General features: G+C 66.8%; 26 protein-coding genes. 17 read left to right on the top strand and 9 right to left on the bottom strand.

Features of this window, described 5'->3' with window-relative positions; genetic code table 11:
* Positions 1-4 precede the first annotated feature (4 nt).
* The gene (locus tag AC1RP5_RS06445) at positions 5-835 is read right to left on the bottom strand and encodes a chromate resistance protein ChrB domain-containing protein (protein ID WP_493109787.1); all 831 of its coding nucleotides are present in this window, start codon (positions 833-835) and stop codon (positions 5-7) included.
* A gap of 226 nt (positions 836-1,061) precedes the next feature.
* On the opposite strand from AC1RP5_RS06445, the gene AC1RP5_RS06440 reads away from it, so the two are divergent.
* Positions 1,062-1,640, top strand: coding sequence for a hypothetical protein (locus tag AC1RP5_RS06440; RefSeq protein ID WP_493109786.1), 579 nt, complete (start codon positions 1,062-1,064; stop codon positions 1,638-1,640).
* A gap of 16 nt (positions 1,641-1,656) precedes the next feature.
* On the opposite strand, the gene AC1RP5_RS06435 is transcribed toward AC1RP5_RS06440, so the two are convergent.
* Entirely contained in the window at positions 1,657-2,025 is a 369-nt protein-coding gene (locus AC1RP5_RS06435) for a hypothetical protein (RefSeq protein WP_493109785.1), read from the bottom strand.
* Positions 2,026-2,048: 23 nt separating this feature from the next.
* Positions 2,049-2,810 carry an SDR family NAD(P)-dependent oxidoreductase gene (locus AC1RP5_RS06430; protein ID WP_493109784.1) on the bottom strand — a complete coding sequence of 254 codons (762 nt, stop codon included), beginning with the start codon at positions 2,808-2,810 and terminating at the stop codon, positions 2,049-2,051.
* A 79-nt stretch (positions 2,811-2,889) separates the two neighbouring features.
* On the opposite strand from AC1RP5_RS06430, the gene AC1RP5_RS06425 reads away from it, so the two are divergent.
* Positions 2,890-3,267, top strand: a complete 378-nt coding sequence (locus AC1RP5_RS06425) for a YkvA family protein (RefSeq protein WP_493109783.1) — start codon at positions 2,890-2,892, stop codon at positions 3,265-3,267.
* Here the strand turns inward: AC1RP5_RS06425 and AC1RP5_RS06420 are convergent.
* Genes AC1RP5_RS06420 through AC1RP5_RS06405 form a run of 4 tightly spaced genes read right to left on the bottom strand, consistent with a single transcriptional unit; the run spans position 3,215 to position 6,978 of the window.
* The gene (locus AC1RP5_RS06420) at positions 3,215-4,162 is read right to left on the bottom strand and encodes a DMT family transporter (protein WP_493109782.1); all 948 of its coding nucleotides are present in this window, start codon (positions 4,160-4,162) and stop codon (positions 3,215-3,217) included. The two genes, AC1RP5_RS06425 and AC1RP5_RS06420, sit on opposite strands and share 53 nt — an antisense overlap.
* Positions 4,162-5,697, bottom strand: coding sequence for a class I adenylate-forming enzyme family protein (locus AC1RP5_RS06415; protein ID WP_493109781.1), 1,536 nt, complete (start codon positions 5,695-5,697; stop codon positions 4,162-4,164). The genes AC1RP5_RS06420 and AC1RP5_RS06415 overlap by 1 nt, the downstream gene beginning before the upstream one ends.
* A gap of 12 nt (positions 5,698-5,709) precedes the next feature.
* The gene (locus AC1RP5_RS06410) at positions 5,710-6,246 is read right to left on the bottom strand and encodes a GNAT family N-acetyltransferase (RefSeq protein ID WP_493109780.1); all 537 of its coding nucleotides are present in this window, start codon (positions 6,244-6,246) and stop codon (positions 5,710-5,712) included.
* 42 nt (positions 6,247-6,288) lie between these two features.
* Positions 6,289-6,978, bottom strand: coding sequence for a LolA family protein (locus AC1RP5_RS06405; protein WP_493109779.1), 690 nt, complete (start codon positions 6,976-6,978; stop codon positions 6,289-6,291).
* A 65-nt stretch (positions 6,979-7,043) separates the two neighbouring features.
* Here AC1RP5_RS06405 and AC1RP5_RS06400 point away from each other — a divergent pair, with 65 nt between their 5' ends.
* The gene (locus AC1RP5_RS06400) at positions 7,044-8,171 is read left to right on the top strand and encodes an LLM class flavin-dependent oxidoreductase (RefSeq protein ID WP_493109778.1); all 1,128 of its coding nucleotides are present in this window, start codon (positions 7,044-7,046) and stop codon (positions 8,169-8,171) included.
* 54 nt (positions 8,172-8,225) lie between these two features.
* Positions 8,226-9,908 (top strand): ATP-binding cassette domain-containing protein, encoded by a 1,683-nt coding sequence (locus AC1RP5_RS06395; protein ID WP_493109777.1) that lies wholly within the window; start codon positions 8,226-8,228, stop codon positions 9,906-9,908.
* An 8-nt stretch (positions 9,909-9,916) separates the two neighbouring features.
* Here AC1RP5_RS06395 and AC1RP5_RS06390 read toward each other — a convergent pair whose 3' ends face one another.
* Positions 9,917-10,702, bottom strand: coding sequence for a phytanoyl-CoA dioxygenase family protein (locus AC1RP5_RS06390; RefSeq protein WP_493109776.1), 786 nt, complete (start codon positions 10,700-10,702; stop codon positions 9,917-9,919).
* Positions 10,703-10,828: 126 nt separating this feature from the next.
* Between AC1RP5_RS06390 and AC1RP5_RS06385 the strand changes: the two genes are divergently transcribed.
* The 12 genes from AC1RP5_RS06385 to AC1RP5_RS06330 all read left to right on the top strand — a co-directional run bounded on the left by AC1RP5_RS06385 (position 10,829) and on the right by AC1RP5_RS06330 (position 21,939).
* Positions 10,829-11,773, top strand: a complete 945-nt coding sequence (locus tag AC1RP5_RS06385; protein ID WP_493109775.1) for a hypothetical protein — start codon at positions 10,829-10,831, stop codon at positions 11,771-11,773.
* On the top strand, positions 11,770-12,204 hold the full coding sequence (locus AC1RP5_RS06380) for a lasso peptide biosynthesis B2 protein (RefSeq protein ID WP_493109774.1): 435 nt from the start codon (positions 11,770-11,772) through the stop codon (positions 12,202-12,204). Before AC1RP5_RS06385 ends, AC1RP5_RS06380 begins: the two co-directional genes overlap by 4 nt.
* Positions 12,205-12,206: 2 nt before the next feature.
* On the top strand, positions 12,207-13,919 hold the full coding sequence (locus AC1RP5_RS06375) for an asparagine synthase-related protein (protein ID WP_493109773.1): 1,713 nt from the start codon (positions 12,207-12,209) through the stop codon (positions 13,917-13,919).
* A gap of 85 nt (positions 13,920-14,004) precedes the next feature.
* On the top strand, positions 14,005-14,283 hold the full coding sequence (locus tag AC1RP5_RS06370; RefSeq protein WP_493109772.1) for a PqqD family protein: 279 nt from the start codon (positions 14,005-14,007) through the stop codon (positions 14,281-14,283).
* A gap of 29 nt (positions 14,284-14,312) precedes the next feature.
* Entirely contained in the window at positions 14,313-14,543 is a 231-nt protein-coding gene (locus AC1RP5_RS06365) for a hypothetical protein (RefSeq protein WP_493109771.1), read from the top strand.
* Positions 14,544-14,583: 40 nt separating this feature from the next.
* Positions 14,584-15,717 carry a nucleotidyltransferase domain-containing protein gene (locus AC1RP5_RS06360; RefSeq protein WP_493109770.1) on the top strand — a complete coding sequence of 378 codons (1,134 nt, stop codon included), beginning with the start codon at positions 14,584-14,586 and terminating at the stop codon, positions 15,715-15,717.
* Positions 15,718-15,902: 185 nt separating this feature from the next.
* Positions 15,903-17,051 carry a patatin-like phospholipase family protein gene (locus AC1RP5_RS06355; RefSeq protein ID WP_493109769.1) on the top strand — a complete coding sequence of 383 codons (1,149 nt, stop codon included), beginning with the start codon at positions 15,903-15,905 and terminating at the stop codon, positions 17,049-17,051.
* Entirely contained in the window at positions 17,048-17,803 is a 756-nt protein-coding gene (locus AC1RP5_RS06350) for an acetoacetate decarboxylase (protein WP_493109768.1), read from the top strand. Before AC1RP5_RS06355 ends, AC1RP5_RS06350 begins: the two co-directional genes overlap by 4 nt.
* A 28-nt stretch (positions 17,804-17,831) precedes the next feature.
* Positions 17,832-18,614 (top strand): 3-hydroxybutyrate dehydrogenase, encoded by a 783-nt coding sequence (locus AC1RP5_RS06345; protein ID WP_493109767.1) that lies wholly within the window; start codon positions 17,832-17,834, stop codon positions 18,612-18,614.
* A gap of 148 nt (positions 18,615-18,762) precedes the next feature.
* A complete protein-coding gene (locus AC1RP5_RS06340) occupies positions 18,763-19,719 on the top strand; it encodes an OmpA family protein (RefSeq protein ID WP_493109766.1) in 957 nt (318 codons plus the stop codon).
* Positions 19,720-19,960: 241 nt separating this feature from the next.
* Positions 19,961-20,824, top strand: a complete 864-nt coding sequence (locus AC1RP5_RS06335; RefSeq protein WP_493109765.1) for a TauD/TfdA dioxygenase family protein — start codon at positions 19,961-19,963, stop codon at positions 20,822-20,824.
* A gap of 209 nt (positions 20,825-21,033) precedes the next feature.
* Complete coding sequence (locus tag AC1RP5_RS06330; RefSeq protein ID WP_493109764.1) at positions 21,034-21,939, top strand: tripartite tricarboxylate transporter substrate-binding protein; 906 nt, start codon at positions 21,034-21,036, stop codon at positions 21,937-21,939.
* Positions 21,940-21,947: 8 nt separating this feature from the next.
* Here AC1RP5_RS06330 and AC1RP5_RS06325 read toward each other — a convergent pair whose 3' ends face one another.
* The gene (locus AC1RP5_RS06325) at positions 21,948-22,964 is read right to left on the bottom strand and encodes a Bug family tripartite tricarboxylate transporter substrate binding protein (RefSeq protein ID WP_493109763.1); all 1,017 of its coding nucleotides are present in this window, start codon (positions 22,962-22,964) and stop codon (positions 21,948-21,950) included.
* A 155-nt stretch (positions 22,965-23,119) separates the two neighbouring features.
* On the opposite strand from AC1RP5_RS06325, the gene AC1RP5_RS06320 reads away from it, so the two are divergent.
* A complete protein-coding gene (locus AC1RP5_RS06320; protein ID WP_493109762.1) occupies positions 23,120-24,310 on the top strand; it encodes an acyl-CoA dehydrogenase family protein in 1,191 nt (396 codons plus the stop codon).
* Positions 24,311-24,437 lie beyond the last annotated feature (127 nt).

Here is a 24,437-nt window from a genome sequence, read left to right as displayed (position 1 = left end):
TCGCTCACGACTTCCTCGCGGTCGGCGGCCAGTCGTGACCTTCGTCCACCGCATCGCGACACCAGCGATAGAAGGCATCGTAGAGCGCGAGGCCGGCCTCAAGCTGCGCCAGGTCGTCGGAATACATGCGCGAGAGGCCGAGCGACGCCGCGAGCAGGCCGGCCGATTCCGGCGCCAGTTCCGGCTGCGCCGTGTCGGCGCCGCGCACGATCGTCGCCAGCCGCTTCAGCGGTTCGGTCGCCAGGCCGAACTCCTCGACCATGACGTCGAAGGTGCAGAGCTCACCGCGATGGCTCCAGTGCACGTCCTTGTGATCGACGTCGAAAGGCGTCGCGCCGAAGCGGTCGGCGACGTCGAGCACGTCGGCGGGCGCGACGAAGAGGAAGACCGCCTGCGGATCGACGAAGCGGCGGATCAGCCATGGACAGGCAATGCGATCCACCTTGGGCCGGCTGCGGGTCACCCAGACGGTGCGGCCGCTGGCATCTCGACGCGGCAGGCGATCGGCACGCACCGTCGGAAACCGGGCGGCCTGCCACGCAAGGATGCCGCCTTCGAGGATGTCGGCTGGCACACCCTCATGACGCAACCGCGCGGCAACGCCCTGGCTGAGCTTCTGGCCCTTCTTGCAGATCACCACGGCCGGCCGGCGGGCGTCGACGACGCCTGGCCCCCAGGTGGCCACCTCGGCCCAGGGCCGGCGCAATGCGCCCGGCACGAGATACGGATTGGCGGCGAAGTCTTCCTCGGTACAGACGTCTATCAGTACGGGTGAATCGGGGCGGCCGATGAGGCGCGAGAGTTTGTCGGGGGAGATCGTGTTGGGCGAAGGCATGGCGGCGTCCTTGTGAAGTGGGGCAGGACGCGATGCTTCGGCTGTCGCCTCGTGGGGAGACCGCGATCCCCATCCGCAGTAATTTCTAAAGACAGTGCAAATAGTGTCAAGCTTGGCCGATTGCCGCGGCCGCGACCTGACGTTAGTTTGCCCGCGGGATCTTGGGATCGTCGTGCGGGTAAATACCGGGGGTTTTATGGCTTGGGGTCGTCTTGTTCTTATTGCAATGGCCGTCGTCGGTGCGGTCGTGGCGTGCAGCCAGTCCCCGCGGGTCGTGCAGTCGACGGCGCTGATCAAGCGCGCCTACTGGGGCCTGCCGCAGGCGGGTCCGGCCGCCGACGTGACCAGCATGGTGACCTGCCCCGGCGGCTATCCCTGCGACGTGTTCGCCAACGGCCCGGCCTATAACGACAGCCGCTTCGACCTCGCCAAGAAGTTGACGGTGATCTGGACCTGCCAGCCGCAGAACTTCGTGCTGGCCGAGATCGTGCCGCCGACCTTCAAGGTCCAGATGGCCTGCGTCGGCGGAGCGCCGCTCGTGCCGCGCCGCATCGACATCCTCGAAGCCTCGTGGGGCGGCCCGAACTCGACGATCGACGTGACCCAGCAGGTCAAGGACATCTGCGGCGACGGCCCGACGCGCTGCCAGGTGCCGGCGATGGCCTACATCTTCGGCATGCCCGATCGCCTCACCAAGACGCTGCGCATCCGCTACACCTGCAACGGCCAGACGACGCCGGGCCGCCAGGCGACGGAGAACAGCATCGCCGACCTGCGCTGCGAGCAGCGGTCCGATCTCTACTAACGGCTGACGAAACGTCCTAGCGCAGCTCGGCGGGAACGCCGGGCGGCGCCGCGGCGCGCCGGCACTCGCCATGCAGCAGGCCGCCATAGTTGGCGCCCAGCGGCGTCATCGAGAGCGTGCCGTCGTTCCTGTTATAGGTCATCGTGAAGTTCGGGAAGCGCGCGCGCAGCGCCTGGAACGTGATGGCGACGTTCGTGCCGTCGGCCATCGAATTTCCGTCCCAGACACCCGCCGTATTGCGCCGGTCGTCGAACACGACGCTGAAATTGCGCACCTGGCCGCCCTGATCGGTGACCTTGCAGGCGAGCCAGCGCGGCTCGGCCATCGCGGGCGCGGCCAGCACAACCGTGGCCGTCGCCGTCAGCAGTATCGTCGCAAGCCGCATCGTGGCGCCCCCGGAAATGCCGCTTACTTCGGCGCCATGCGAATGGCGCCATCGAGGCGGATCGTCTCGCCGTTCAGCATCGGATTCTCGACGATGCTCATGGCGAGCTGGGCGTATTCCTTGGGGTCGCCGAGGCGCGAGGGGAACGGCACCTGGGCGCCCAGGCTCTTCTGCGCTTCCGCGGGCAGGCTCATCATCATCGGCGTCAGGAACAGGCCGGGCGCGATGGTGCAGACGCGGACGCCGAGGCTCGCGAGGTCGCGCGCGATCGGCAAGGTCATGCCGACGACGCCACCCTTCGACGCGGAATAGGCCGCCTGGCCGATCTGGCCGTCGAACGCCGCGACCGACGCGGTGTTGATGATGACGCCGCGCTCGCCGCCGTCCATCGGCTCGGCCTGGCTCATGGCGTAGGCTGCGACGCGGATCACGTTGAACGTGCCGATCAGGTTGACCTGGATGACCTGGCTGAACATCGCGAGATCGTGCGGGCCGGACTTGGAGATGGTGCGGCCCGAGCGGCCGATGCCGGCGCAGTTCACCACGACGCGCGGGGCGCCCAGCTTCTCGACGACGGTCTTGACCGAGGCCTCGACGCTGCCGGCGTCGCCGACATTGGTCTTCACGAAGATGCCGCCGATTTCCTTGGCCTTCTGCTCGCCCAGTTCGTCCTGCAGGTCGAAGATCGCGACCTTGGCGCCCGCCGCCGCCAGCGCCGACGCCGTGGCGCCGCCCAATCCCGAAGCGCCGCCCGTGATGATGGCGGCCTGACCCTTGACGTTCATCCATGCCCTCCGTGGTTGGGCGCTTTTAGCACGACCGCCCCTCTTGCCAAGCCGGCCCGCCGACCCAACCTTTCACGGCATGAGCGATGAATCGGATCTTGTCCGGAACGAGGCGACCGTGCGCCAGGGCTTCTGGCAGAAGGCGCGCCGGAACCTGGGCCGCGTGCCCTTCACCGAGGACGCGGTCGCGGCCTTTTACTGCGCCAGCGACAGCGCCACGCCGCTGCCGATCCGCGCCACGCTCTTCGGGGCACTGGCCTATTTCGTGCTGCCGTTCGACGTCATTCCCGACATGCTGCTGGGCCTCGGCTTCACCGACGACGCCGCCATCATGGTCGCGGCCTTCACCGCCGCGCGCATGCACATCACCGAGGCGCACCGCGCTCAGGCGCGGGCCTGGCTGCTCAAGGAGCAGGGCCAGGGGGCGGCTTCGTCTGAGGCTTCTCCGGCGGGCTGACCGCTGCAGCGCGCTTGCGCTCGCGCGCGACCACGTGCTCGCGGTGGGCGATGTAGAGCGCCGAGGCGATGACGATGCCGGCGCCGACATAAGTCCACACGACCGGCATCTCGTTCCACATCAGCCAGCCCATGAACACGGCAAAGGGCAGGCGCATGTATTCGAAGGGCGCGATCGCCGACATCTCGCCGGACTTGAAGGCCTGCACCCAGAAATACTGGCCGATCGTGGCGGTGGACGCGATGCCGATCGCCAGCACCCAGCCCCAGAGATCGGGCCAACGCCACACCCAGATCGCCGGCGGCGCCAGGAACAGGGTCGAGAAGATCGCGAACTGCGTCAGGATCATCAGCGGCGATTCCGAGTCGGAAAGCCTCTTCACCAGCAGGATGGAGATCGCCACGCAGGCGGCATTGGCCAGCGCCACCAGCGCGCCGAGCTGCAGGCTGCCCTCGCCCGGCCGCACCATGATGAGCACGCCGACGAAGCCGACGATGGTCGCGGTCCAGCGCCGCCAGCGCACTTTCTCTTTGGCGATGACGGCCGCCACGACGACGGAGAACAACGGCTGCGAGAAAGCGATGGCCGTCGCATCGGCCAGCGGCAGCATCGAGATCGCATAAAAGCCCAGCACCATCGAGGTGGTGCCCATGAAGGTGCGCCAGAAATGACCCTTGATGCGCTGGCTGAGCCAGGGTTTCACCCGGCCCGACAGCATCAGCGGCATCAGCATGATCACCGAGATGATGGCGCGAAAGAACGCCGTCTGGACGCTCTCGACCTGCTCCGACAGCAGGCGAATCATCACGCCGGTCGAAGTGAAGATGAACCCGCCGCTCACCAGCCACAGGGCGCCTTGCACGTTGGGCGGCAGGCGCCGCAGCCAATCGCGCATCAGATCTTCCGCTCGTGACCGACCCAGTAGGGCTCGCGCAGCGTTTTCTTCAGCACCTTGCCGACGGAACTGCGCGGCAGAACGTCGATGAAGTCGACGGTCTTGGGTGCCTTCACGCCGCCCAGCTTCTCCTTGGCAAGCTGGATCAACTCGTCGGCCGGCACCGTCATGCCGGGCTTCAGCTCGACGACGGCCTTCACCGCCTCGCCCCACTTCTCGTCGGGCACGCCGATCACCGCGCAGTCCTGAACCGAAGGATGGCTCCACAGGACCTGCTCGACCTCGCCGGGGAAGACGTTGAAGCCGCCGGAGATGATCATGTCCTTCTTGCGATCGACGATATAGACGAAGCCGTCCTCGTCGATGACGCCGATGTCGCCGGTATGGTGCCAGCCGAAGGCCGAGGCCTCGGCCGTCGCCTCGACGTTGTTGTAGTAGCCCTTCATCACGAGATTGCCGCGCACGACGATCTCGCCGCGCTGCCCACGCGGCAGGAGCTTGCCGGCATCGTCCATGACCTCGAGCCGCACCAGCGGTGAGACCTTGCCGCAGCTTGCGAGCCGGTGACGGTTGTTGGTCTCCAGCGCCGCCACGTGATCGGCCGGCGAGAAGAAGGTGCAGATCATGCAGGCCTCGGCCTGGCCGTAGGTCTGGGTCAGAACCGGGCCGAACACCTTTACCGCCTCGACCAGCTTGTCGACCGACATCGGCGCCGACGCGTAGACGAGATGCTTCAGCGAGCTGTAGTCGTACTTGGCGATGTCGGGATGGGCGAGCAGCATGTAGATCAGGGTTGGCGGCATGTAGACATGCGTGACCTTGTGCTTCTCGATCGCGGCCAGAATGCCGCCGGGATCGGCGGTGCCCATGAAGATATTGGTGCCGCCGAACGCCAGCAGTGGAAACGAGCAGACACCTGCCGCATGCGTCATCGGCGCCACCATCAGATGGACCGGCGGCGACGTCACGGGCATGCAGGCCCAGAAGATCGAGTTCATCGTCTCGATGTTGCCGTTGGTGATCTGCACGCCCTTCGGCCGGCCCGTCGTGCCACCGGAGCTTGCGAGGAAGGCCACGTCGTCCGGCGCGTCCGGCAGGTCCGGCGCCATCTCCTTCTGCGCCGCCAGCCACTCGGCGAAGGACGGCGTGTCGATGCAGATGAAGCCGGTGATGCGCGGACAGGCCTCGCGGATGCGCGGAAGATAGTTTTCGAAGCTCGAATGGTAGAACAGCACCTCAACGTCGGTGTTGTTCAGGATGTAGAGATTCTCCTCCAGCGCGTTGCGCGCATTGACCGGCGCCCAGGTGATCCCGGCCCGCACGATGCCCAGCAGGCAGGCGTAAGCCGCCGCATGGTTGGGACTGTAGACCGCCGCTTTCGAGCCGCGCCCGAGGCCCATGCCCAAAAGCCCGTTGGCGACACGATGCGTCTGCCCCCGCACCTCGCGATAGGTCCAGCCCTGCGTGCCGTCATGCAGGCAATGCCGCTCCGGATAGAGATCGGCGCCGCGGTCGAAATAGTCGATGAGTCTCATCGCGACACCTTCCTACGGATTGGACGCCGGCGGTTTCGTATCCCCCTCGCCCAGCGGCCGTTGCATGAGCACGCTGTCTAGCCAGCGACCGAACTTGAAGCCGACGCTCTTGAAGGTGCCGGTCATTTCGAAGCCGCAGGAGGCGTGGAGGTTGATCGAGGCGACGTGCGCGGAGTCGCCGATCACGGCGATCATCTGGCGGCGGCCGTCGCGGGCGCAGAGGTCGATCAGCGGCACCAGCAGCGCCTTGCCGACACCCTGCCCGACGGCATCCTTGTCGATGTAGATCGAGTTCTCGACGGTGAAGCGATAGGCCGGCCGGGTGCGGTAGAGGCCGGCATAGGCGTAGCCCAGCAGGCGGCCGTCCTTCTCGGCGACGATATAGGGCAGGCCGAGGTCGAGGACGGCGGCGCGGCGCTTCTTCATCTCGGCGAGGTCGGGCGGATCGACCTCGAAGGAGGCCGTGCCGTGCAGCACGTGATGTCCGTAGATCTCGGCGCACCGCGCCACGTCGGCCTCGGTCGAGGCCCTCACCGTCAGTCCGCTCACGTCTAAAAGTCCCCACGCCGGTTTCAGGCGGCGACTATAGACCTATCTGTTGCCACGCCGAACAATGCTGGCATCCGGGCCGTCATACTTGAACAGGGCAGGCGCCAGCGGCAGGCCGGTCTGCAGGCCGTTCAGCGCAACGTCGACCCGCTGGCCGCGATTGTCGATGATCGACCAGCCGCGCAGCACCATCGGGTTCTCGCTGAGGCGCACGATGACCTTGCCCTCGTTCGGCTTCTTGGTCTGGCTCATGGTGAGCTGCAGCATGCCGTCGGCGCGCTCGATCTTCTCGACCGTGAGGTCGCCGCCCTGCAGCACCATCGGCTCGCGCACCAGGAACGACGCGGCGGTCCAGCCGATCGGCCACTGGCCGAAGTCGCGGTTGGCGATGTCCCACATCGTCACCTGGCTGCCGTCGGCCACGATCTTGAGCTGCGAGGGCGGATCGTACTCGAAGCGCATGCGGCCGGGCCGGCTGACCGAGAGCGTGCCCTGCACCACGGTGCCGCCCGGGTTCGACTGGACGAAGCGGGCCTGCATCGTGCGGATGCCGTTGAAGTAGCGTTCCACTTCCGCAACCTGCGGATTGGAAGCTGGCGCCTGCGCCTGTTGCACCGGCGCCTGGGCGTGAGCCTGGACGGTTCCAAGAGCGAGAAGAGCGGCGGAGGAAAGAGCGGCGAGCAGGGTGCGCATGCGGCGGATATGACGGTCGAATACGGCGGAATCAAGCATCGGCGGGCACTTCCCAATCATGTGAACAGACGTTTACCATGCGGCAACCAGCAGGAGGTAACGCCATGCACGTCGGAATGGCTGCAGTCTTCCAGAACACCGGCCGGGCGCTCTCCGACCGCCAGATCTACCTGAACGAGCTGGCGCTGGCGGATATGGCCGAACCGCTGGGCTTCGATTCGATCTGGTCGGTCGAGCATCACTTCACCGACTACACGATGTGCCCCGACGTGGTGCAGTTCCTGTCCTACATGGCCGGTCGCACACGGCATGTACGGCTGGGCTCGATGGTCGTGGTGCTGCCGTGGCACGATCCGATGCGGGTCGCCGAGCAGATCTCGATGCTCGATCACCTCTCGGGCGGCCGCATGATCCTGGGTCTCGGCCGCGGCGCCGGGAAAGTCGAGTTCGACGGGTTCCGCCTCGACATGGGCGACAGCCGCGAGCTGTTCGTCGAATACGGCGAGGCATTGCTGAAAGGCCTCGAGACCGGCGTGATGGAGTACCAAGGCAAGCATTACAGGCAGCCGCCGGTCGAGATCCGCCCCGCGCCGTTTAAAAGCTTCCGCGGGCGCACCTACGCCGCCGCCGTCTCGCCGGAGAGCGCGCGCATCATGGCGCGGCTGGGCGTTGGTCTCCTGATCATCCCGCAGAAGCCATGGCGCGAGGTCGAGAAGGAGCTGACCGAGTACAATTCGCTCTATCGCGAGATCAACGGCACCGACGCGCCGCAGCCGATCTCGGCCGGCTGGACGTTCGTCGACGAGAGCGCCGAGCGGGCGCGCGAGATGGCGGTGAAGTACATCGGCGGCTATTACCGCACGGTGCTCGACCACTATCAGTTCGCCGGCGCGCACATGAAGAACCAGCGCGGCTACGAGTACTACGCCAAGATGAACGAGAAGCTCGCGGTCTATGGCGACCAGAAGGCGATCGAGTTCTTCGCCGACCTGCAGGTCTACGGCACGCCCGAGCAGGTGCATGAGAAGATCCTGGCGATCCACAGGCAGACGAACAATTGCGGCTATGTCGGCGTCTTCTCCTACGCCGGCATGCCGCACGAGGAAGCGGCGCGGAACATGGCGATGTTCGCCCGGACCGTGATGCCCGAGCTGAAGAAATTCGACGCCGGCGCCGCGATCGACCGCGCCGGGCCGCTGCCCGACCTGCGCTTCGCCGCCGCTGCGGAGTAGAGGGCGCGGGATCGATCCGCCTGCTAGGCTGCGGCATGGACGCGATCGCAGCCGATGCTGGCTGATCTAAGGGCGGCGTGGCGCCTGCGCAGCGGGCAGGCCGGGGCCGGACGGCTGGCCGTCCTGACGTTGCTGATCGTGCTGTCCGGCGCGACCGACGGCGTCGGCCTGGCACTCCTCGTGCCGCTGCTGAATTCGCTGGGCGCCACCGATGCCGGCGCGCAGGGCGGGCTGTTCGCCCTGCTGCCGCGATCGCTGCCTGGCCTGTTGCTGGTCTTCCTGGCGGTCGTGCTGGTGCGTGCGCTGCTCGCCCGCGCGCGCCAATTTGCGGCGGCGCGCCTGTCCTTCGACTTCGCCGTGGCGCTGCAGGTCCGCGCCTATGCCGCCATCGCCCACGCCTCGTGGACCTACCTGCGACGCCAGCGCACCGCGGACTTCCATGCGATCTTCTCGACCGAGATCGACCGGGTCGAGCACGCCACCTGGCTCCTGCTCGAGATGCCGGCGCGGCTCTCCATCCTGGTGGCGCATTTCGTCGTCGCTTTCGCGATCGCGCCGGGATTCACCGCGCTCGCCATCGCCTTCGGCGCCGCCCTGGGCTGGCTGATGCGGCACAGGCTGACGGAAAGCCGGCGCTTGGGCGAACTCGCGTCCGAGGCCAACGTCATCATCAGCCGCGAGATCACCGAGTTCCTGCAGGCGCTGAAGCTCACCAAAGCCTATGGCGCGGAGGCGCAGCATGTCCGGGCCTTCGCCGATGCCGCGCGCGGCGCCGAGGGCGCTCACCTCGCGGCAAACCGCCTGCAGGCCAACACCCGCCTCGTGCTCGATTGCGTCGTCGCCGTCGCCCTCGCGGGTTTCCTGTGGCTGGCGGCGAGCTGGGCCGCCCTGCCGCTCGCGGATCTGCTAGTGCTGATCCTGGTGTTCCAGCGGCTGCTGCCGATGCTGCAGAACGTGCAGGAACTCGGCCAGCAGTTCGTCCATGCGTCGCCTGCCTACCGGACCGTCGCCGCTTCCATCGAGGCCTGCGAGGCGGCGGCCGATCCTCAAGGCGCAGACATCGGCCCGCTGGTCGCCTTCGAGCGCGAGATTCGGCTTGAGGAGCTGCGCTTCGGCTACGGCGCGGACGATCCCGACATCCTGCGCGGCATCGACCTCGTGCTGCCCGCGGGCTCGCTCACCGTGCTGTCGGGCGTCTCCGGCGCGGGCAAGAGCACGATCCTCGACCTGTTGGGCGGGCTGTCGGCGCCGCGCTCGGGACGCATCCTGATCGACGGCCGGGAACTCACGCCGCAGATCGCGCCGGCCTGGCGCCGGTCGGTCGGCACGATGGCGCAGGAAGCCTTCCTCTTTCATGCCTCGATCCGGGCCAATCTCGCCTGGGCGCGGCCCGACGCGTCGGACGAGGCGATGCGCGAGGCCCTGCGCGACGCGGGCCTCGCGGACTTCACTGCGGCGCTCCCCCAGGGCCTCGACACGGTCGTCGGCGATCGCGGCGCCAATCTGTCGGGCGGCGAGCGCCAGCGGCTTGCGCTCGCGCGCCTGCTGCTGCGTGCGCCGCGGCTGATCCTGCTCGACGAGCCGGCCAGCGCGCTCGATGCCGGCAACGAGGAACGCATCCTCGAAACGATTGCCGGATTGAAGGGCCGCGCGACGATCGTGCTGGTCACGCATCGTCCCGATGCCATCGCCGCCGCCGACCGGCACGTCCGCCTGGTCGAGGGCCGGCTCGAATAAGAACCGCGTCAGGTCGAACGCAGGTGGCGGAACAGGCCGCGTGTTTCTTCCGGCAGGGTGCCGAGGAATCCCGGTTCGAAGACCAGACGCTGCAGCGTCTCTTTGCGGAAATTGACGGGGTCCTGGTACCAGCAGCGCGCGTAGGTGGCATAGACCATCGGCCGGAGCTGATCAGACCGGTTGGCCAGGCCGCTGTGATAGGTACGGAAGTCCCACAACATGCACGAGCCGCGGGGAACCTGCGGATGCACCGGCTTAGCGCCGCCATGCCCGCCGGTCCGATGACTGCCCGGCCACATCGCCGTGGTTCCCGACACGTCGTCGAGATCCACGAGCGGCAGGCCGAAGGTCAAGGCATAGGACGGCAGCAGCCGCGCGATCTCGGAGTTGAAGAGGATCGGGCCGTCATGATGGATGTGCTGGTCCTCGGCGCCGCTCAGCGAGAGGAAGGCGCCGAACGCATCGATGATCGCGTCGTCGCCGAGGAGCATGCGGACCAGCGCGATCACATAGGGATTGGCGAAGACCTGCGGCGCCCCGAGGTTGCCTGACAGGTGCAGCGGGATCATGAAGCGCCGCTCGCCGACCTCGAGCGAATCGGCGGTCTCCTGGTCCCTGATTTGTTCCTTGTAACGCTCGAAGAACTCCGCATGCAGCGAGCGGATGGTGTCTTCCGGCATGATGTTGTCGAGGATGACATACCCGTGGCGGGTGAACGTCTGGAAGGCTTCCCGGATCTCGTTCGACTGCGCGAGCCCCTCGGTCGAAACGCCTGCAAAATTGATCCGGTTCATCCTACAATCCCCGATGCCCATGGCGGCATCATCCCCGCGGCTAGGCTGTCCCAACAATCGAGGAAGTCAAGGCATTCTGCTATGAGTGTGCGTGCTGTCCTTTCCGGGCCGCCGGCAGGAGTGAGCTTGAACGCCCGACATCGCTACCGCGTCTACGGCCTCGTCATCGAGAGCGAATTGCCGCTGACCTCGGTGCACGAGGCTGCCGGCGACGACGGTGACGCGGATATCGCGGTCGTCCTCGGGTCGGCAGATTATTTCGAGGCGATCAAGCCCGCCGTCACGCCCGATCCCAACGACTGGATCGAGCATCATGTGCTGGCCGACGGCGGCCTCTACATGAAGTCGGAGGAGGTCTTCGAGGCCACGATCTCCGCCGATGGCCGGACCGCGATCTGCCGGAAGCTGGGCGACGTCGATCAACGCGCCTTCGAAGCGAACCTGCTGAACTTCATCGTCAGCGCCTCGCTCACCCTGCAGGGCGAGGAGACGCTGCATGCGACAGTGCTCGACGTCGAGGGGCGCGCCGTCGGCCTGCTCGGCCGCAGCGGCGCCGGCAAGTCGACGCTCGCTTCGTTCCTGATCAGCCGCGGCGCCGACCTGATCACCGACGACATGCTGCGCGTCGGCTTCGCCGACGATGCGCTGCTGGCCTATCCCGGCCCCTACCGGTTGAAGCTGCTCGACGCGCCGGACACGCGCTTCCTGCCCGATGCCGTGGCGGACGGACACTTCAACTCGCTGAGCGGCAAGATCATGGTCCGCCCGCGAAAAGAGATTCGTCGTCAGCGTGCGCCGGCACGGCTCGCGGCCTTGTTTCATCTCGGCGATCCCGACGACGACACGGTCACGGCGATCTCGAGCGTCCGGTTGAAGGGTCTTGAGCTCGCGCGGACTCTCATGGCGTCGGCGATGGACACGCGATACGCAAGGCCTGCGCGCATGGAGCGTCAGATCCGGTTCGCCGCGCGCGTGGCGCACCTGCTGCCGGTGTATGCGCTGCGCTATCCCCGCACCGTCGCAGCACTTGATGGTGTCGTGCGCGAAATCCGCGAGACCATCGGGCCGTGAGCCGCCTCGACGCCTTCTTCGCCCTGCCGCGCGGCGATCGGCTGCTGCTGATCAAGGCCGTCGCGACATTGGTGCTCGTGCGCGGCGCGCTGCATCTCGTCTCGATCGAGCGCCTGCGCGCGTGGAGCGGCCGTCTCCGTCTCCGCTCCGGCGCGCGGCCGGCCGACCGCATCATCCAGGTGGTGCGCATCGCGGCGCGGCGCGTGCCCGGCGTCACCTGCCTCAGCTCGGCTCTCACCTTGCAGCGCCTGCTGGCGTCGGAGGGACATCCCTCGCAGGTCCATATCGGCGTCGCCCGCGACGCCACCGGTTTCCTCGCCCATGCCTGGCTCGTCCACGACGGCGTCGTGGTGATCGGCGAGGAGGAGCAGGAGCGCTACACGAGGCTCACCGCGTGGGACACGCACGAGCCTTCCGGCACGCCGGGTTAGCGTTGTTCGCCGCCATCTTCGGCCCCGAGGCCATTGCCGCACCTCCAGGCTTTCAGATCGTGGGCAAGGCGCGACGCACCGCCTTCCTCAACGGTCCAGGCAGCGCCTTCGAAGCGCTGGGCGAACGTCTCTGGATCGTGGGCTCGATCCGGCTCGATGCCCGCAACGAATTGCGCGATCGGCTCGGTCCATCGGCCGCGACGGCCAGCGATGCGATGCTCTGCCTGCATGCCTATGCGAAGTGGGGCGAGACCTTCACCGGTCTCCTCGCCGGCGATTTCGCCTTCGTCCTGTGGGACGATGAGCGGCAACGCCTGTTCGGCGTGCGCGACCAGTTGGGCGTGCGCACGCTGTTCCATGCACGAACGGCCACGACGCTGCTGCTGAGCGATTCGCTCGACTGGCTCGCGGCACAGACGTCGGCCGCGGACGCGCTCGACGAGTACTGGATCGCGGATTTCCTGACCTTGGGCATGTCGCGCGAATTCGAGCGCACGGTCTATCGCGACATCAAGAGGCTCGCGCCGGCCCATGTGCTGAAGGCCGGCGACGGCGAGCCGTCGCTCCATCGATACTGGCGCCTCGACATCGCCGAGCCGCTGTTCCTTCCCCGGCCCGGCGCCTACACCGAACGCTTCCGCGAACTGCTTGGCCACGCCGTGTCGGACCGGCTGCCGGCCGGCACGGTCGGGATCGCCATGAGCGGCGGTCTCGATTCGACGACGCTGGCGGCGACTGCCGTCGGCGTGACCGAGGATGCGACGCGGGTCGTCGCGGAGTGCCATCACTATGCCGGCCTGGACCTGCGCGAGGATCACTTCGCGTCGCTCGCCGCCCGGCATCTCGGCATCGACCTGCGCATCCGGCCGGTCGACGATCTCGACCTCGATCCGCAGTGGCGTTCGCGTGGCATCCGCTCGCCCGAGCCGACCCAGGCACTGCTCAACGCGCATTTCCTGCAATCGATCGCGCGCGAGCGGGCCGCGCGGTCGACCGTCTGGCTGAACGGCGAGGGACCGGACAATGCGCTGACCCTGGAGCGCGACGCCTATCTGCGCTGGCTGGTGCGGCGCGGGTCGTGGCGGCGGCTGGCCGGCGCGCTGCTCGACTACACCGCGGCCAAGGGGTTCGGCGGCTGGGCGCAGTCGGTGAGCCGCCATGTCGGCCCGGCGCGGACGCCGCCGGCCTCGGCCAGCGCCACGCCTTCCTGGCTTCGGCGGGACTTCGCGGAACGCCTGCGCCTTGCCGAGCGGGCCGACGCGCTGGACGGCGGCGGCGAGGGATCGCACCCGTGGCACCCGACGGCGATCGCCTCCTTCACCAGCCCGATCTGGCAGTCCTTCTTCGACGGCAACGCGTTCGATGCCTCGCTCGGCGGGATCGAATGGCGCTACCCCTATCTCGATCTCCGCGTGCTCACCTTCATGCTGTCGGTGCCGCCGCTCCCCTGGGGCTGGAAGAAGCGGCTGATCCGCGAGGCCATGCAGGGGCGGCTGCCGCAGGAGGTGCTGGGCCGCGAGAAGACCCCCGTCCCGACCGATCCGGCAGCGAAAAGGGCGTGGCCGGAGGGGCTTCCGGAGCTCCCGGAGACGGCCGACGTCAGCCGCTACCTCGATCCGCAATTCCTCAGCCCGCGAGAGGTCTCGGAAGCCGATCTGGAGGCGATTTCTGCAGTCCACACGCTCGACTTCTGGCTGCAGGAAAGACGCCGATAAGCCCGTCCAGCCGCGGTTTATTGCATTTGCCCGGCAATGAAACAGTTGGTAGATTTGGCACTATTCGCTTCAGAGCATGTGGGCAATGGCTGGGTCTTCACCGATCTACAGAAAATCTGTCAGTCAGGTCTCCTGCCGGATCAACGACGAAGTCGCCATTCTGAACCTGGACCGGGCGATCTACTTCGGCCTCCAGGGCGTAGGTGTTCATATCTGGGACTCGCTGGAGCAACCCCGGTCGGTCGAAGATCTTTGCGCTTCGGTCATGGCTGAATTCGAGGTATCGGAGGCCGACTGCCAGGCCGACATCGTGCAAATACTTGGCAACCTCGAGGCCGAAGGCCTCGTTGAGGCGACCCGATAGAGAGACCCGTTAGGGTGAAAGGCTGATCCATGACGGACAATGCGATGCACAAGGACGACGCGGCCACCGAAGGCGGCTCGACCTCTCCCCGCAAGCCCTATGTGAGCCCCGTTCTCACCAAGCTCGGCGCGTTCCATGACGTCACGCTGAGCGTCAGCCAGAACGGCAACCGCGACAACAACTCGCGCGGCCGCAACGACAAGACCGGCCGCGGCGGTCTCGAGGGCCTCGGCGCCCAGCCCCAGGACCCTGCTTCCTGAGACGGGGAGCCTCGCCGGCGGAACCGCCGGCTTCGAGGCGATGACTGAATTCGAGCTCCTCTGCCTCGCGGTCGGACCGCGGCCGGACCTCACGCGCTTCAGGGAACAGCTTCTCAAAGGCATAGACCATCGATCGCTCGCGGCCCTCGCCGCGCGGCATGGCGTGCGGCCCGCCCTGCTCGATTGCCTGGGCAAGGTCTCGTGGGAGACGGTTCCCGAACCTGCGAAAGCCGAGCTGGAGCGCTTTCGCCAGCATCACCTGAGGCGCACCCTCTCACTGGCCGGCGAGCTGCACCGGCTGACGATCGCGCTCTCGGCCTGCGCGATTCCCTTCGTCACCTTCAAGGGACCGACCCTCGCGCTCACCCTCTACGACGGCCTCGCGCGACGCGAATACAACGACCTCGACGTGATCGTGCCGCCGCAGCATGTCGATGCGGCCGAAACCGTGATCGCCTCGCTGGGCTACGCCAGCCTCCAGGGCGACCGCCGCTTCCGGCACACCTTCCTCAGCCCGCAACGGCAGTACGCCTTCACCCGCGAGAGCGACGGCGCGGCGATCGACCTGCATTGGGATTTCAGCGGCGCCCACGCGCCCTTCCCGCTCGCCACGACCGGCCTGTGGGACGCTCCTCCTCTCCTCAACATCGGCGACCGCGCCGTGCCGATCCTGTCCCCTCCCGACCTAGCCCTGCTGCTCGCCGGGCACGGCACGAAGGAAGGCTGGACGATGCTGAAATGGGTGAGCGACTTCGCCCTGCTGCTCGACCGGCATCGCGACCTCGACTGGGCGGCGCTGCACCAGCGCGCCCGCGCCCGCGGATGCGGCGAGGCGATCCTGCTGGGCTGCGCGGTGGCCAACGACTTGCTGGGCGTCGCCCTCCCGGAGGCGCTGGCGCCGCTGGTCACGGCCAACGATCGCGTGCGTGCGCGTGCAGTCGCCGTGAGGGAGGCCATGCATCGGAACCTCCCGCCGTCGGCACAGGTCGAGCATTTTGCAGACCTGATCCTCTGCGACCGACGAATCGACAGGGTGAAGGGCGCCCTGAAACTCGCCTTCACGCCGACCGCCGGCGACTATGCGGCGATGAAGCTACCGCCTGCTTTGTGGGGCGCTTACTATGCGACCCGCCCGTGCCGGCTTGCCTTCAAGGCGGTCCTCGGTCGCTCCTGATCCCGTAAACTGCAGCCGTAATGCCGCTATAATGAAGGCTGACTAAAAGTCCGGCCCGGAGCCCACTCGGGGAATTCGGTCCGGAAATTGCGGAAACGCCGTTGCCCCTGCCCGGCCGGCGCGCCACAAACCGTCGCCCCAACGAGGCGGCCCAAAGAGGAGATCGCGCGATCGCTACTCAATCCGTGCCCCGGTCCCATCCTCCCTTCGAACGAATCGCCCTCCTCCTTCAGGGCGGCGGTGCGCTGGGCTCCTACCAGGCCGGCGTCTACCAGGCGCTGAGCGAAGCCAACCTGCATCCCGACTGGGTCGCCGGCATCTCGATCGGCGCGATCAACTCCGCGCTGATTGCCGGCAATCCGCCGGAACAGCGCGTCGACAAGCTGCGCACCTTCTGGGAGACCGTCACCCGCTCGCCAATGGGCATGCCCACGCTCAAGGGCCTCGATTTCAGCAGCGACATGGAGCACCAGTTCATCAACCAGCTCCGCTCGTTCGGAACGCTGATGTTCGGTGCGCCGGAATTCTTCAAACCGCGCTTTCCGCCGCCGATCTTCACGCCCGCGGGCAATCCCGGGAACCTCGCCTACTACGACGTCTCGCCGCTCAAGGCGCTGCTCGAACGCCTCGTCGACTTCGATCGCATCAATGCCAAGGAGATGCGCTTCAGCGTCGGCGCGACCAACGTCAAGACCGGCAACTTCATCTACTTCGACAACGACACGCATACGGTCGGGCCGCAGCACGTGATGGCCAGCGGCTCGCTGCCGCCGGGCTTTCCCGCAACCGAGGTCGACGGCGAGTTCTACTGGGACGGCGGCGTCGTCTCCAACACGCCGCTGCAATGGGTGCTCGATGCCCGCCCGCGCGCCGATACGCTCGCTTTCCAGATCGACCTGTGGAGCGCACGCGGGGACCTGCCGCGCGACATGGTCGAGGTCGATGTCCGCATGAAGGACATCCGCTACTCCAGCCGCACGCGCGCCGGCACCGACCAGTTCCGTCAGATGCAGGCGCTGCGCCGCGCGACCGCCAAGATAATAGCCGACATGCCGCCGGAGGTGCGCCAGACGCCGGAGGCCGAGCTGCTGGCCCAGGAAGCCGACACCAAAGTTTACAACATCATTCACACGATCTACCGCGCGCGGAAATACGAAGGCGCGTCGAAGGACTACGAGTTCTCGCGCCGCACGATGGAGGAGCATTGGGAGTCGGGTTACTCCGACATGACCCGCACGCTCGAACATCCCGAAGTCTTGCAGCGTCCGACGAGCACGGACGGTGTGTTCACGTTCGATCTGGCCCTGCAGGGCCGCAAGGAGACCGACAAATGAAGATCGCCGACGTCCGCAAGAACGCCTTCGCGATGCCGCTGAACAATCCGAGTTATCCGCGGCCGCCCTACAAGTTCTACAATCGCGAATTCGTCGTCATCAGCTACCGCACCGATCCCGAAGCGCTGCGCGCGCTGGTGCCCGAGCCGCTCGAGGTTGTGGGCGACACGGTGAGCTACGAATTCATCCGCATGCCGGATTCCACAGGCTTCGGCGACTACACCGAGACCGGGCAGGTCATCCCGGTGCGCTTCAAGGACAAGGACGGCACGGTGCAGGAAGGCGGCTACGTGCACGCCATGTACCTCGACGACAATTCGCCGATCGCCGGCGGCCGCGAGATCTGGGGTTTCCCCAAGAAGCTCGCCTCGCCCAAGATCAGCCACGAGAACGAGACCCTGGTCTGCACGCTGCACTACGGCTCGGTGCTCTGCGTCAACGCCACCATGGGCTACAAGCATCGCGAGATCGATCACGCGCCCCTGATCAAGGCGCTCGCCAAGCCCGCCTTCATGATCAAGATCATCCCGCACGTCGACTGCACGCCGCGCATCTGCGAGCTGGTCCGCTACTACTGCGAGGACGTGACCCTGAAGGGCGCCTGGTCCGGCCCGGCGGCGCTCCAGCTTTTCGATCACGCCATGTGCGACGTCTCGCGCCTGCCGGTGCGTGAAGTCGTTTCGGCGAGCCACTATGTCACCGACCTGACATTGGGCCTCGGTGAAGTGGTGTTCGACTACCTCGCGAAATAATCAGGCACAGAGAGAGAAGGATTCAGTCATGTCGCGTTTCACAGGAAGAATTGCCATCGTCACCGGCGCCGCTTCGGGCATCGGCAAGGAGATCGCGCTGCGCATCGCTGCCGAGGGCGGCACGCCGGTCATCGCCGACCTCAACCTCGACGCCGCGAACGCGACCGCGAACGAGATCAAGGCCAAGGGTGGCGATGCCTTCGCCGTCGCCATGAACGTGACCGACGAGGCGCAGGTCGAGAAGGGTGTCGCCGACACGATCGCCAAGTACGGCAAGATCGACATCCTGGTCAGCAACGCCGGCATCCAGATCGTGAAGCCGCTGGTCGACTTCCCGTTCGCCGACTGGAAGAAGCTGCTGTCGATCCATCTCGACGGCGCGTTCCTCACGACCAAGGCGTGCCTGAAGCACATGTACAAGGCCAAGTACGGCCGCGTTATCTACATGGGCTCTGTGCATTCCAAGGAAGCCTCGAAGCTCAAGGCGCCCTACGTCACCGCCAAGCACGGCCTGATCGGCCTCAGCAAGGTGCTGGCCAAGGAAGGCGCGGAATACAACGTGTCGTCCAACGTCGTGTGCCCGGGCTTCGTGCGCACGCCCCTGGTCGAGAAGCAGATCCCCGAGCAGGCGGCGGAACTGAAGATCACCGAGGAAGAAGTCATCAAGAACGTGATGCTGAAGGACACGATCGACGGTCAGTTCACGACGACTGACGACGTGGCGGACGCCGTCCTGTTTTATGCAGCCGCCAAGAGCACAGTTCACAGCGGCCAGTCCGCCGTGGTCAGCCACGGCTGGTTCATGCAGTAAACCTGACTGAATAGTGTTGCTTTGAGGTCACGGTCCTCGGGGACGTGGCGCTCAGGTTCCCTGCAAGGGGCAACTAAATACAAGCGGCCCTCGTTGGTCTGCGTGCGTCCGTCAGCCCGGATGCGTCACCCAACGAGGGATTTTGAAAATGAAGAAGGCACTTCTGGCCGCTGCGGCGCTGATGGCGGTTCCCATGGCAGCCAACGCGCAGTCGATGTGGGCTCCCGGGCCGTCCAATCCCGGTCTCTACATCGGTCTCGAAGGCGGCGGAAACTGGCTGCTGAACAACAACAACTACAACATGGACCTGGGCTTCGCGGCCGGCGGCGTCGTCGGTTACGATTTCGTGGGTCCCCGGGTCGAGTTGGAGACCGTGTTCCGCTCCAACAACGGCCGCGGCACCGCGAACTTCGGCAACGTCTTCAGCAACACCAGCGGCCGCATCGAGCAGCTCGCCGTCATGGCCAACGTGCTGTACGACTTCATCCCCGGCGCGACCATCACGCCGTATGTCGGTGCCGGTGCCGGTATCGCCTTCGCTGACAACGCGATCAACGGCTGCTCGCTTTGCAGCACGCAGTTCGCCTACCAGGGCATCATCGGCCTCGGTTGGAACGTCGACCAGAACTTCCGCGTGAACCTCGACGGCCGTTACTACGGCACGACGAATCCGGGCTTCTACCAGAACAACAACATCTCCGCGATGCTGGGCATCAGCTACAAGTTCGGCCAGCCCGCGCCGGCCGCTCCGCCGCCGCAGGCCGCGCCGGTCGCCCCGCCGTCGTTCATGGTGTTCTTCGACTGGGATCGCTCGAACCTCTCCGACCAAGCGCTGACGACGATCCGTCAGGCCGCCAACGCCTACAAGCAGAAGGGCAACGCCCGCGTCACCGCGACCGGCCACACCGACACGTCGGGCTCGGAGAGCTACAACATGGCGCTGTCGCTGCGTCGCGCCAACGCCGTCAAGGACGCGCTGGTCCGCGAAGGCGTGCCGGCGACCAACATCGCCGTTGTGGGTCGTGGCGAGCAGGGCCTGCTGGTGCAGACCGGCCCGAACGTCCGCGAGCCGCAGAACCGCCGCGTCGAGATCGTGATCCAGTAAGCTTCAGGCTTCACGTTTAAAAAGACGAAGGAACGGCCGGGCCCATGCCCGGCCGTTCTCTTTTGGCCAAAACCTCACCCTGAGGAGCGAACGCAGTGAGCGTCTCGAAGGGTGGGCACGCGCACTACATCTGGAGCCCATCCTTCGAGACGGCCCTTCGGGCCTCCTCAGGATGAGGGAGGTGTGTTCAACTCGCGACCGAAAGACCCTAGACTGCGGAAAACGATCAGGAGGAACCGCAATGACACGCGCCTTCGATATCGAACCGCTCGACGCCACCTTCGGCGCGGTCGTCACCGGCATAAAGCTCGTCGAGCTCGACGATGCCACGTGCCGCGACCTGCACGCCGCCTGGCTCGACCATGCGCTTCTCGTCTTTCCCGACCAGCACCTGAAGCGCGACCAGCAGATCGCCTTCGCCAAACGCTTCGGCCCGCTCGAATTCGAGATGGCGGCGATCAGCAACGTCCGATCCGACGGCAGCGTGCGCGTCGAGAAGGACAATGACGACGTCATGAAAATCCTGAAGGGCAACATGGGCTGGCATGCCGACAGCACCTACATGCCCGTGCAGGCCAAGGGCGCGGTGTTCAGCGCCGAGGTCGTGCCGACGATCGGCGGGCAGACCGGCTTCGCCGACATGCGTGCCGCCTACGATGCACTCGACGACGCCCGCAAGGAAAAGGTCGAGAGGCTGCAGGCCCGCCATTCGCTGCACTACAGCCAGTCGAAGCTGGGACACGAGACGAAGAAATCCGACGGCCAGTACAGCGGCTACGGGCTGCACGATGGGCCGGTGCCGCTGCGTCCGCTGGTGAAGACGCATCCCGAGACGGGACGCAAGTCGCTGCTGATCGGCCGCCACGCGCACGCCATCCCCGGCATGGATCCGGCCGAGTCCGAGGCCTTCCTGCAGGAGCTGATCGACTTCGCCTGCCAGCGGCCGCGCATCTACCATCACGACTGGGCCGCGGGCGACGCGGTGTTGTGGGACAATCGCTGCCTGCTGCACCAGGCGACGCCGTGGGACATGACCCAGAAGCGCATCATGTGGCACAGCCGCATCGCCGGCGACCCGGCCAGCGAGACGGCGCTGGCGAGTTAGCGCGCTTCCAGAAAGCCCGTCGTCCCGAGCGTAGTCGAGGGACCTCTTTTCGCCTCGACACACCGTGCGCCGGAAAAGAGGTCCCTCGACTGCGCCGCCCTGCGGGCGTCTCCGCTCGGGACGACGGGAGATGACTGGGTCCGCTCAGGCCCTGTAACATCGATCGCATGAGATTGCTCCGGCGCGATGCACTTCTGGGAACCGTTGCCATGGCAGCGGCCGGCTTCACCGATCGTCCCGCGACAGCCGCCACCTCGACCGTGCGGCTGATCTGCGGCTTCGGCGTCGGCAACCCGACTGACCTCTGCGCCCAGCTGATCCAGGACGGGTTCTCCGCCGCGCTCAAGGAGCCGGTCGAGTTCGACTACACCTTGGGCGAGGCGGGGCGTCTTGCCGCGCTCGAAGTGATCGGCGCGGCGCCGGACGGGCGGCTGCTGCTGATCGCCGAAATCCTGAACCTCGTGCTGCAGGAGACGCCGGCCGAGCCGCTGCTGTCGCGACTACAGCCGATCGCCAAGATCACGCGCGGCTTCTCGACCGCGCTGGTGGTCAACGAGCTCTCCGACATCCGGGATTGGACGGGCCTCGTGTCGGCGGCGCGCGCTGCATCGCTGAAGGCCGCGACCACGGGCAACGACTCGACCGTCGGTCTGCTGCTGGCGCTGGTCGAGCGCCGCCTGAAGCTCGCCTTCCAGCCGATCGAAGTGCCCGGCACTCACGTCGCGGTCGACATGCTGCTGACGCGCCGCGCCGACCTCGCGGTTGTCGATACGCGGACCGCGCTGCTCCACAACGGCCGCAGCCGCAGCAAACTGCGCATCCTCGCGACGTCGGGCGCCAATCGCTCGCCGCAACTGCCCAACGTGCCCACGCTCGCCGAACTGGTGGGCGATCCCAAGCTCGCCTACACGATCAGCTTCGGCTTGTTCGCGCCGCTCGCGACGCCCGCACCGGTCGCGAACCGGCTGACCTCCGCTCTCGTCGGCCTGCGTGGCGACAAGTCGGTACAGACCCAGGCGCAACTCGCCAACATTCCCCTGCAGTTCGACGTCCCTTCGGCCGTCGTCGCGGCCATCGCCCGCGACCGGCGCATCGCCGCCGACATCTCGGGGTAAGCAGCGCCCTACATCAGCTCGATCTTTGCCTGCACGATGAGGTCGCGCCACATCGGCACCTCGCGCGCGACCCTGTCGGCCAGGCCTTCGGGACCACGTGCGCGCACGTCGAAGCCGATCGCGCGCAGCTTTTCCAGCACCTGCGGATCCTTCAGCACCTCAAGCGTGTCGCGCACGATGCGCCTCACAACGTCGGGCGGCGTGCCAGCGGGAACGAACATGCCCTGGAAAGTCTCCGACACCATCCCCGGAAACCCGGACTCCTGCATGGTCGGCACGTCGGGCAAGTCGAACCAGCGCGTCTCGCCAGTGATCGCGAGCGCCCGCAACGCGCCCGACCTGATCTGCGGATGCGCGGGCGGCAGCGCCGTGATGCCGACCGGCGTCGTGTTCGACAGCAGCGCCTGGATGGCCGGGCCCGCGCCGTTGTAGGGGATGTTCTCCACCTTGATGCCGGCGCGCAGTTGCAACAGCTCCGCCGTGAGATGCGGCGTCGAGCCCTGGCCGGGATTGATGATGTTCAGCGGCTTGCCGTCGCGTTTGGCCGTCTCGATGAGCTGCTTGATCGACGTGATGCCCGACGAGGGATGCACGAGGATCACGTTCGGCGACGAGCCGAGTTCGGTGATCGGCAGGAAGTCCTTGAACGGATCGTAGCCGGGCTCGCGATAGAGGCTCGGGTTCACGACGAAGCCGGTCGAGGCGATCAGGATCGTGTAGCCGTCGGCCGGCGATTTCGCCGCCTGCAGCACGCCGATGTTCCCGCCCGCGCCGGGGCGGTTGATGATGAGGATCGGCTGGCCGAGCCGCGTGGTGAGACCGGGCGAGATCATGCGCGACATCGAATCGGTCGGCCCACCCGGCGCCGAGGGTATGACGATGCGCACTGGACGGTTGGGCCAGGGCCCCTCGCCCGACTGCGCGTGTGCCGCGCCCGTAGACGCGAGGGCGGGCAGCGAGAGCGCGAGCAGCGTCCGTCGGGACAGCGAGGCCGTCCTGTGGTCGTTGCCGATCCTGTTGGGCATGCGGCGTTCCTCCAGTCGTTTTTTGCCAGTCTAGCGGCGGCTTCTTTCGCTGGGTAATGGCTTTCCCCGTCTGTCGATTGACGCAATGCCAATCCCGGCCAGTATGAGGCGAGCAGACGCCCAGCTTGATCGGCCAGACATTTCCCGAGGACTCCATGGACACCCGCGTTTCTTCGGCCCCCGCCTCCACCCTCAGCGCCCCCGAGCGCGCCCGCGCGCTGCAGCCGCTGCTCGACGAGCATGGCGCGGAGATGGACCGCCGCCGCGAGGTTACGCCCGAGGTCGTCGAGGCGCTGGTGGCCAACGACATGCTGCGCCTGCTTTTGCCCAAGAGCATGGGCGGCCAGGAGCTCGACCTCCTCGACTACTGCAAGACCGTCGAGGCCATCGCTTGGTCCGACGCCAGCGTCGGCTGGTTCGTGAACCAGTCCAACGTCTCCTCCTCGACCTCGGCCGCCGCCATGCCGCACGAGGCGGCCGTCGCTACCTTCGGCAATCCCGGCGTCGGCCTCGCCTGGGGCGCGCGCAACGGCACCAGCAAGGCGATCCGCGTCGACGGCGGCTACCGGCTCAGCGGCAAGTGGAGCTTCGCCAGCGGCGGCCGTCACACGACGTGGCTGGGCGCGCATAGCGCCGTGCAGAACCCGGACGGCACGCCGCACCAACGCTACGGAAAGCCCGACGACCGCAGCTTCGTGTTCAAGCGCAGCGATGCGCAGATCATCGACGACTGGCAGGTGCTGGGACTGCGCGGCACCGGCAGCGACACCTACATCGTCGAGGACCTGTTCATCGCCGACTCGCACGCCCCGGCGCGCGACGCGCTGCAGGAGCGGCGCGAGACCGGACCGATCTACACGATGATGTCGACCCTGCTCTATGCCAGCGGCTTCTGCAGCGTGACGCTCGGCCTCGCGCGCCGCATGCTGGAGACTTACATCGACCTGGCGCGCGGCAAGCACAGCCGCGCCTCGATCAACGCCATGTCGGCCAACAACGCGATCCAGCGCGAGATCGCCCTTCTGGAGGCCAAGCTCTCGGCCGCCCGCGCCTACCTGCACGCCGAGGTGCGCACGGCCTACGACAAGGCCGCGAACGGCACGCTCGACGTCGACGGCCGCATGCGGCTGCGGCTGGCCACGACCTACGGCATGAACGAGGCGACCGACGTCTCGATCGCCGCCTACCGCGCCTCGGGCACGACGGCCATGCTGAACTCCGCGCCGTTCGAGCGCCGCTTCCGCGACGCCATGAGCGCCAGCCAGCACCTCCAGGGCATGCTGGGCCACGCCGAGATGGTCGGCCGCCACATCCTCGGCGTGGAGAACAAGCTCCAGAATCTCTGAGAGCCCAAATCTCTGAGAAGACGTTCGCGCAAAAGCCGCCGCTCTGTGCGGCGTGTCACAGACAGTTTTCGCCCCGCGTCGCAAGGAAAGTTGATCGCTGTGTGAAGCCGTTCCGGCTCGCTGCGCG

The organism is Reyranella sp. GW821-FHT12G01, from assembly GCF_058806575.1.
This window is presented reverse-complemented; position numbering and strand designations above follow the sequence as displayed.

Bases quoted from the DNA above. Each gene is read 5' to 3' on its own strand.
- AC1RP5_RS06445 (WP_493109787.1), bottom strand. From the start codon at position 835: ATGCCTTCGCCCAACACGATCTCCCCCGACAAACTCTCGCGCCTCATC.
- AC1RP5_RS06440 (WP_493109786.1), top strand. From the start codon at position 1,062: ATGGCCGTCGTCGGTGCGGTCGTGGCGTGCAGCCAGTCCCCGCGGGTC.
- AC1RP5_RS06435 (WP_493109785.1), bottom strand. From the start codon at position 2,025: ATGCGGCTTGCGACGATACTGCTGACGGCGACGGCCACGGTTGTGCTG.
- AC1RP5_RS06430 (WP_493109784.1), bottom strand. From the start codon at position 2,810: ATGAACGTCAAGGGTCAGGCCGCCATCATCACGGGCGGCGCTTCGGGA.
- AC1RP5_RS06425 (WP_493109783.1), top strand. From the start codon at position 2,890: ATGAGCGATGAATCGGATCTTGTCCGGAACGAGGCGACCGTGCGCCAG.
- AC1RP5_RS06420 (WP_493109782.1), bottom strand. From the start codon at position 4,162: ATGCGCGATTGGCTGCGGCGCCTGCCGCCCAACGTGCAAGGCGCCCTG.
- AC1RP5_RS06415 (WP_493109781.1), bottom strand. From the start codon at position 5,697: ATGAGACTCATCGACTATTTCGACCGCGGCGCCGATCTCTATCCGGAG.
- AC1RP5_RS06405 (WP_493109779.1), bottom strand. From the start codon at position 6,978: ATGCTTGATTCCGCCGTATTCGACCGTCATATCCGCCGCATGCGCACC.
- AC1RP5_RS06400 (WP_493109778.1), top strand. From the start codon at position 7,044: ATGCACGTCGGAATGGCTGCAGTCTTCCAGAACACCGGCCGGGCGCTC.
- AC1RP5_RS06395 (WP_493109777.1), top strand. From the start codon at position 8,226: ATGCTGGCTGATCTAAGGGCGGCGTGGCGCCTGCGCAGCGGGCAGGCC.
- AC1RP5_RS06390 (WP_493109776.1), bottom strand. From the start codon at position 10,702: ATGAACCGGATCAATTTTGCAGGCGTTTCGACCGAGGGGCTCGCGCAG.
- AC1RP5_RS06370 (WP_493109772.1), top strand. From the start codon at position 14,005: ATGGCTGGGTCTTCACCGATCTACAGAAAATCTGTCAGTCAGGTCTCC.
- AC1RP5_RS06365 (WP_493109771.1), top strand. From the start codon at position 14,313: ATGACGGACAATGCGATGCACAAGGACGACGCGGCCACCGAAGGCGGC.
- AC1RP5_RS06360 (WP_493109770.1), top strand. From the start codon at position 14,584: ATGACTGAATTCGAGCTCCTCTGCCTCGCGGTCGGACCGCGGCCGGAC.
- AC1RP5_RS06350 (WP_493109768.1), top strand. From the start codon at position 17,048: ATGAAGATCGCCGACGTCCGCAAGAACGCCTTCGCGATGCCGCTGAAC.
- AC1RP5_RS06345 (WP_493109767.1), top strand. From the start codon at position 17,832: ATGTCGCGTTTCACAGGAAGAATTGCCATCGTCACCGGCGCCGCTTCG.
- AC1RP5_RS06340 (WP_493109766.1), top strand. From the start codon at position 18,763: ATGAAGAAGGCACTTCTGGCCGCTGCGGCGCTGATGGCGGTTCCCATG.
- AC1RP5_RS06335 (WP_493109765.1), top strand. From the start codon at position 19,961: ATGACACGCGCCTTCGATATCGAACCGCTCGACGCCACCTTCGGCGCG.
- AC1RP5_RS06330 (WP_493109764.1), top strand. From the start codon at position 21,034: ATGGCAGCGGCCGGCTTCACCGATCGTCCCGCGACAGCCGCCACCTCG.
- AC1RP5_RS06325 (WP_493109763.1), bottom strand. From the start codon at position 22,964: ATGCCCAACAGGATCGGCAACGACCACAGGACGGCCTCGCTGTCCCGA.
- AC1RP5_RS06320 (WP_493109762.1), top strand. From the start codon at position 23,120: ATGGACACCCGCGTTTCTTCGGCCCCCGCCTCCACCCTCAGCGCCCCC.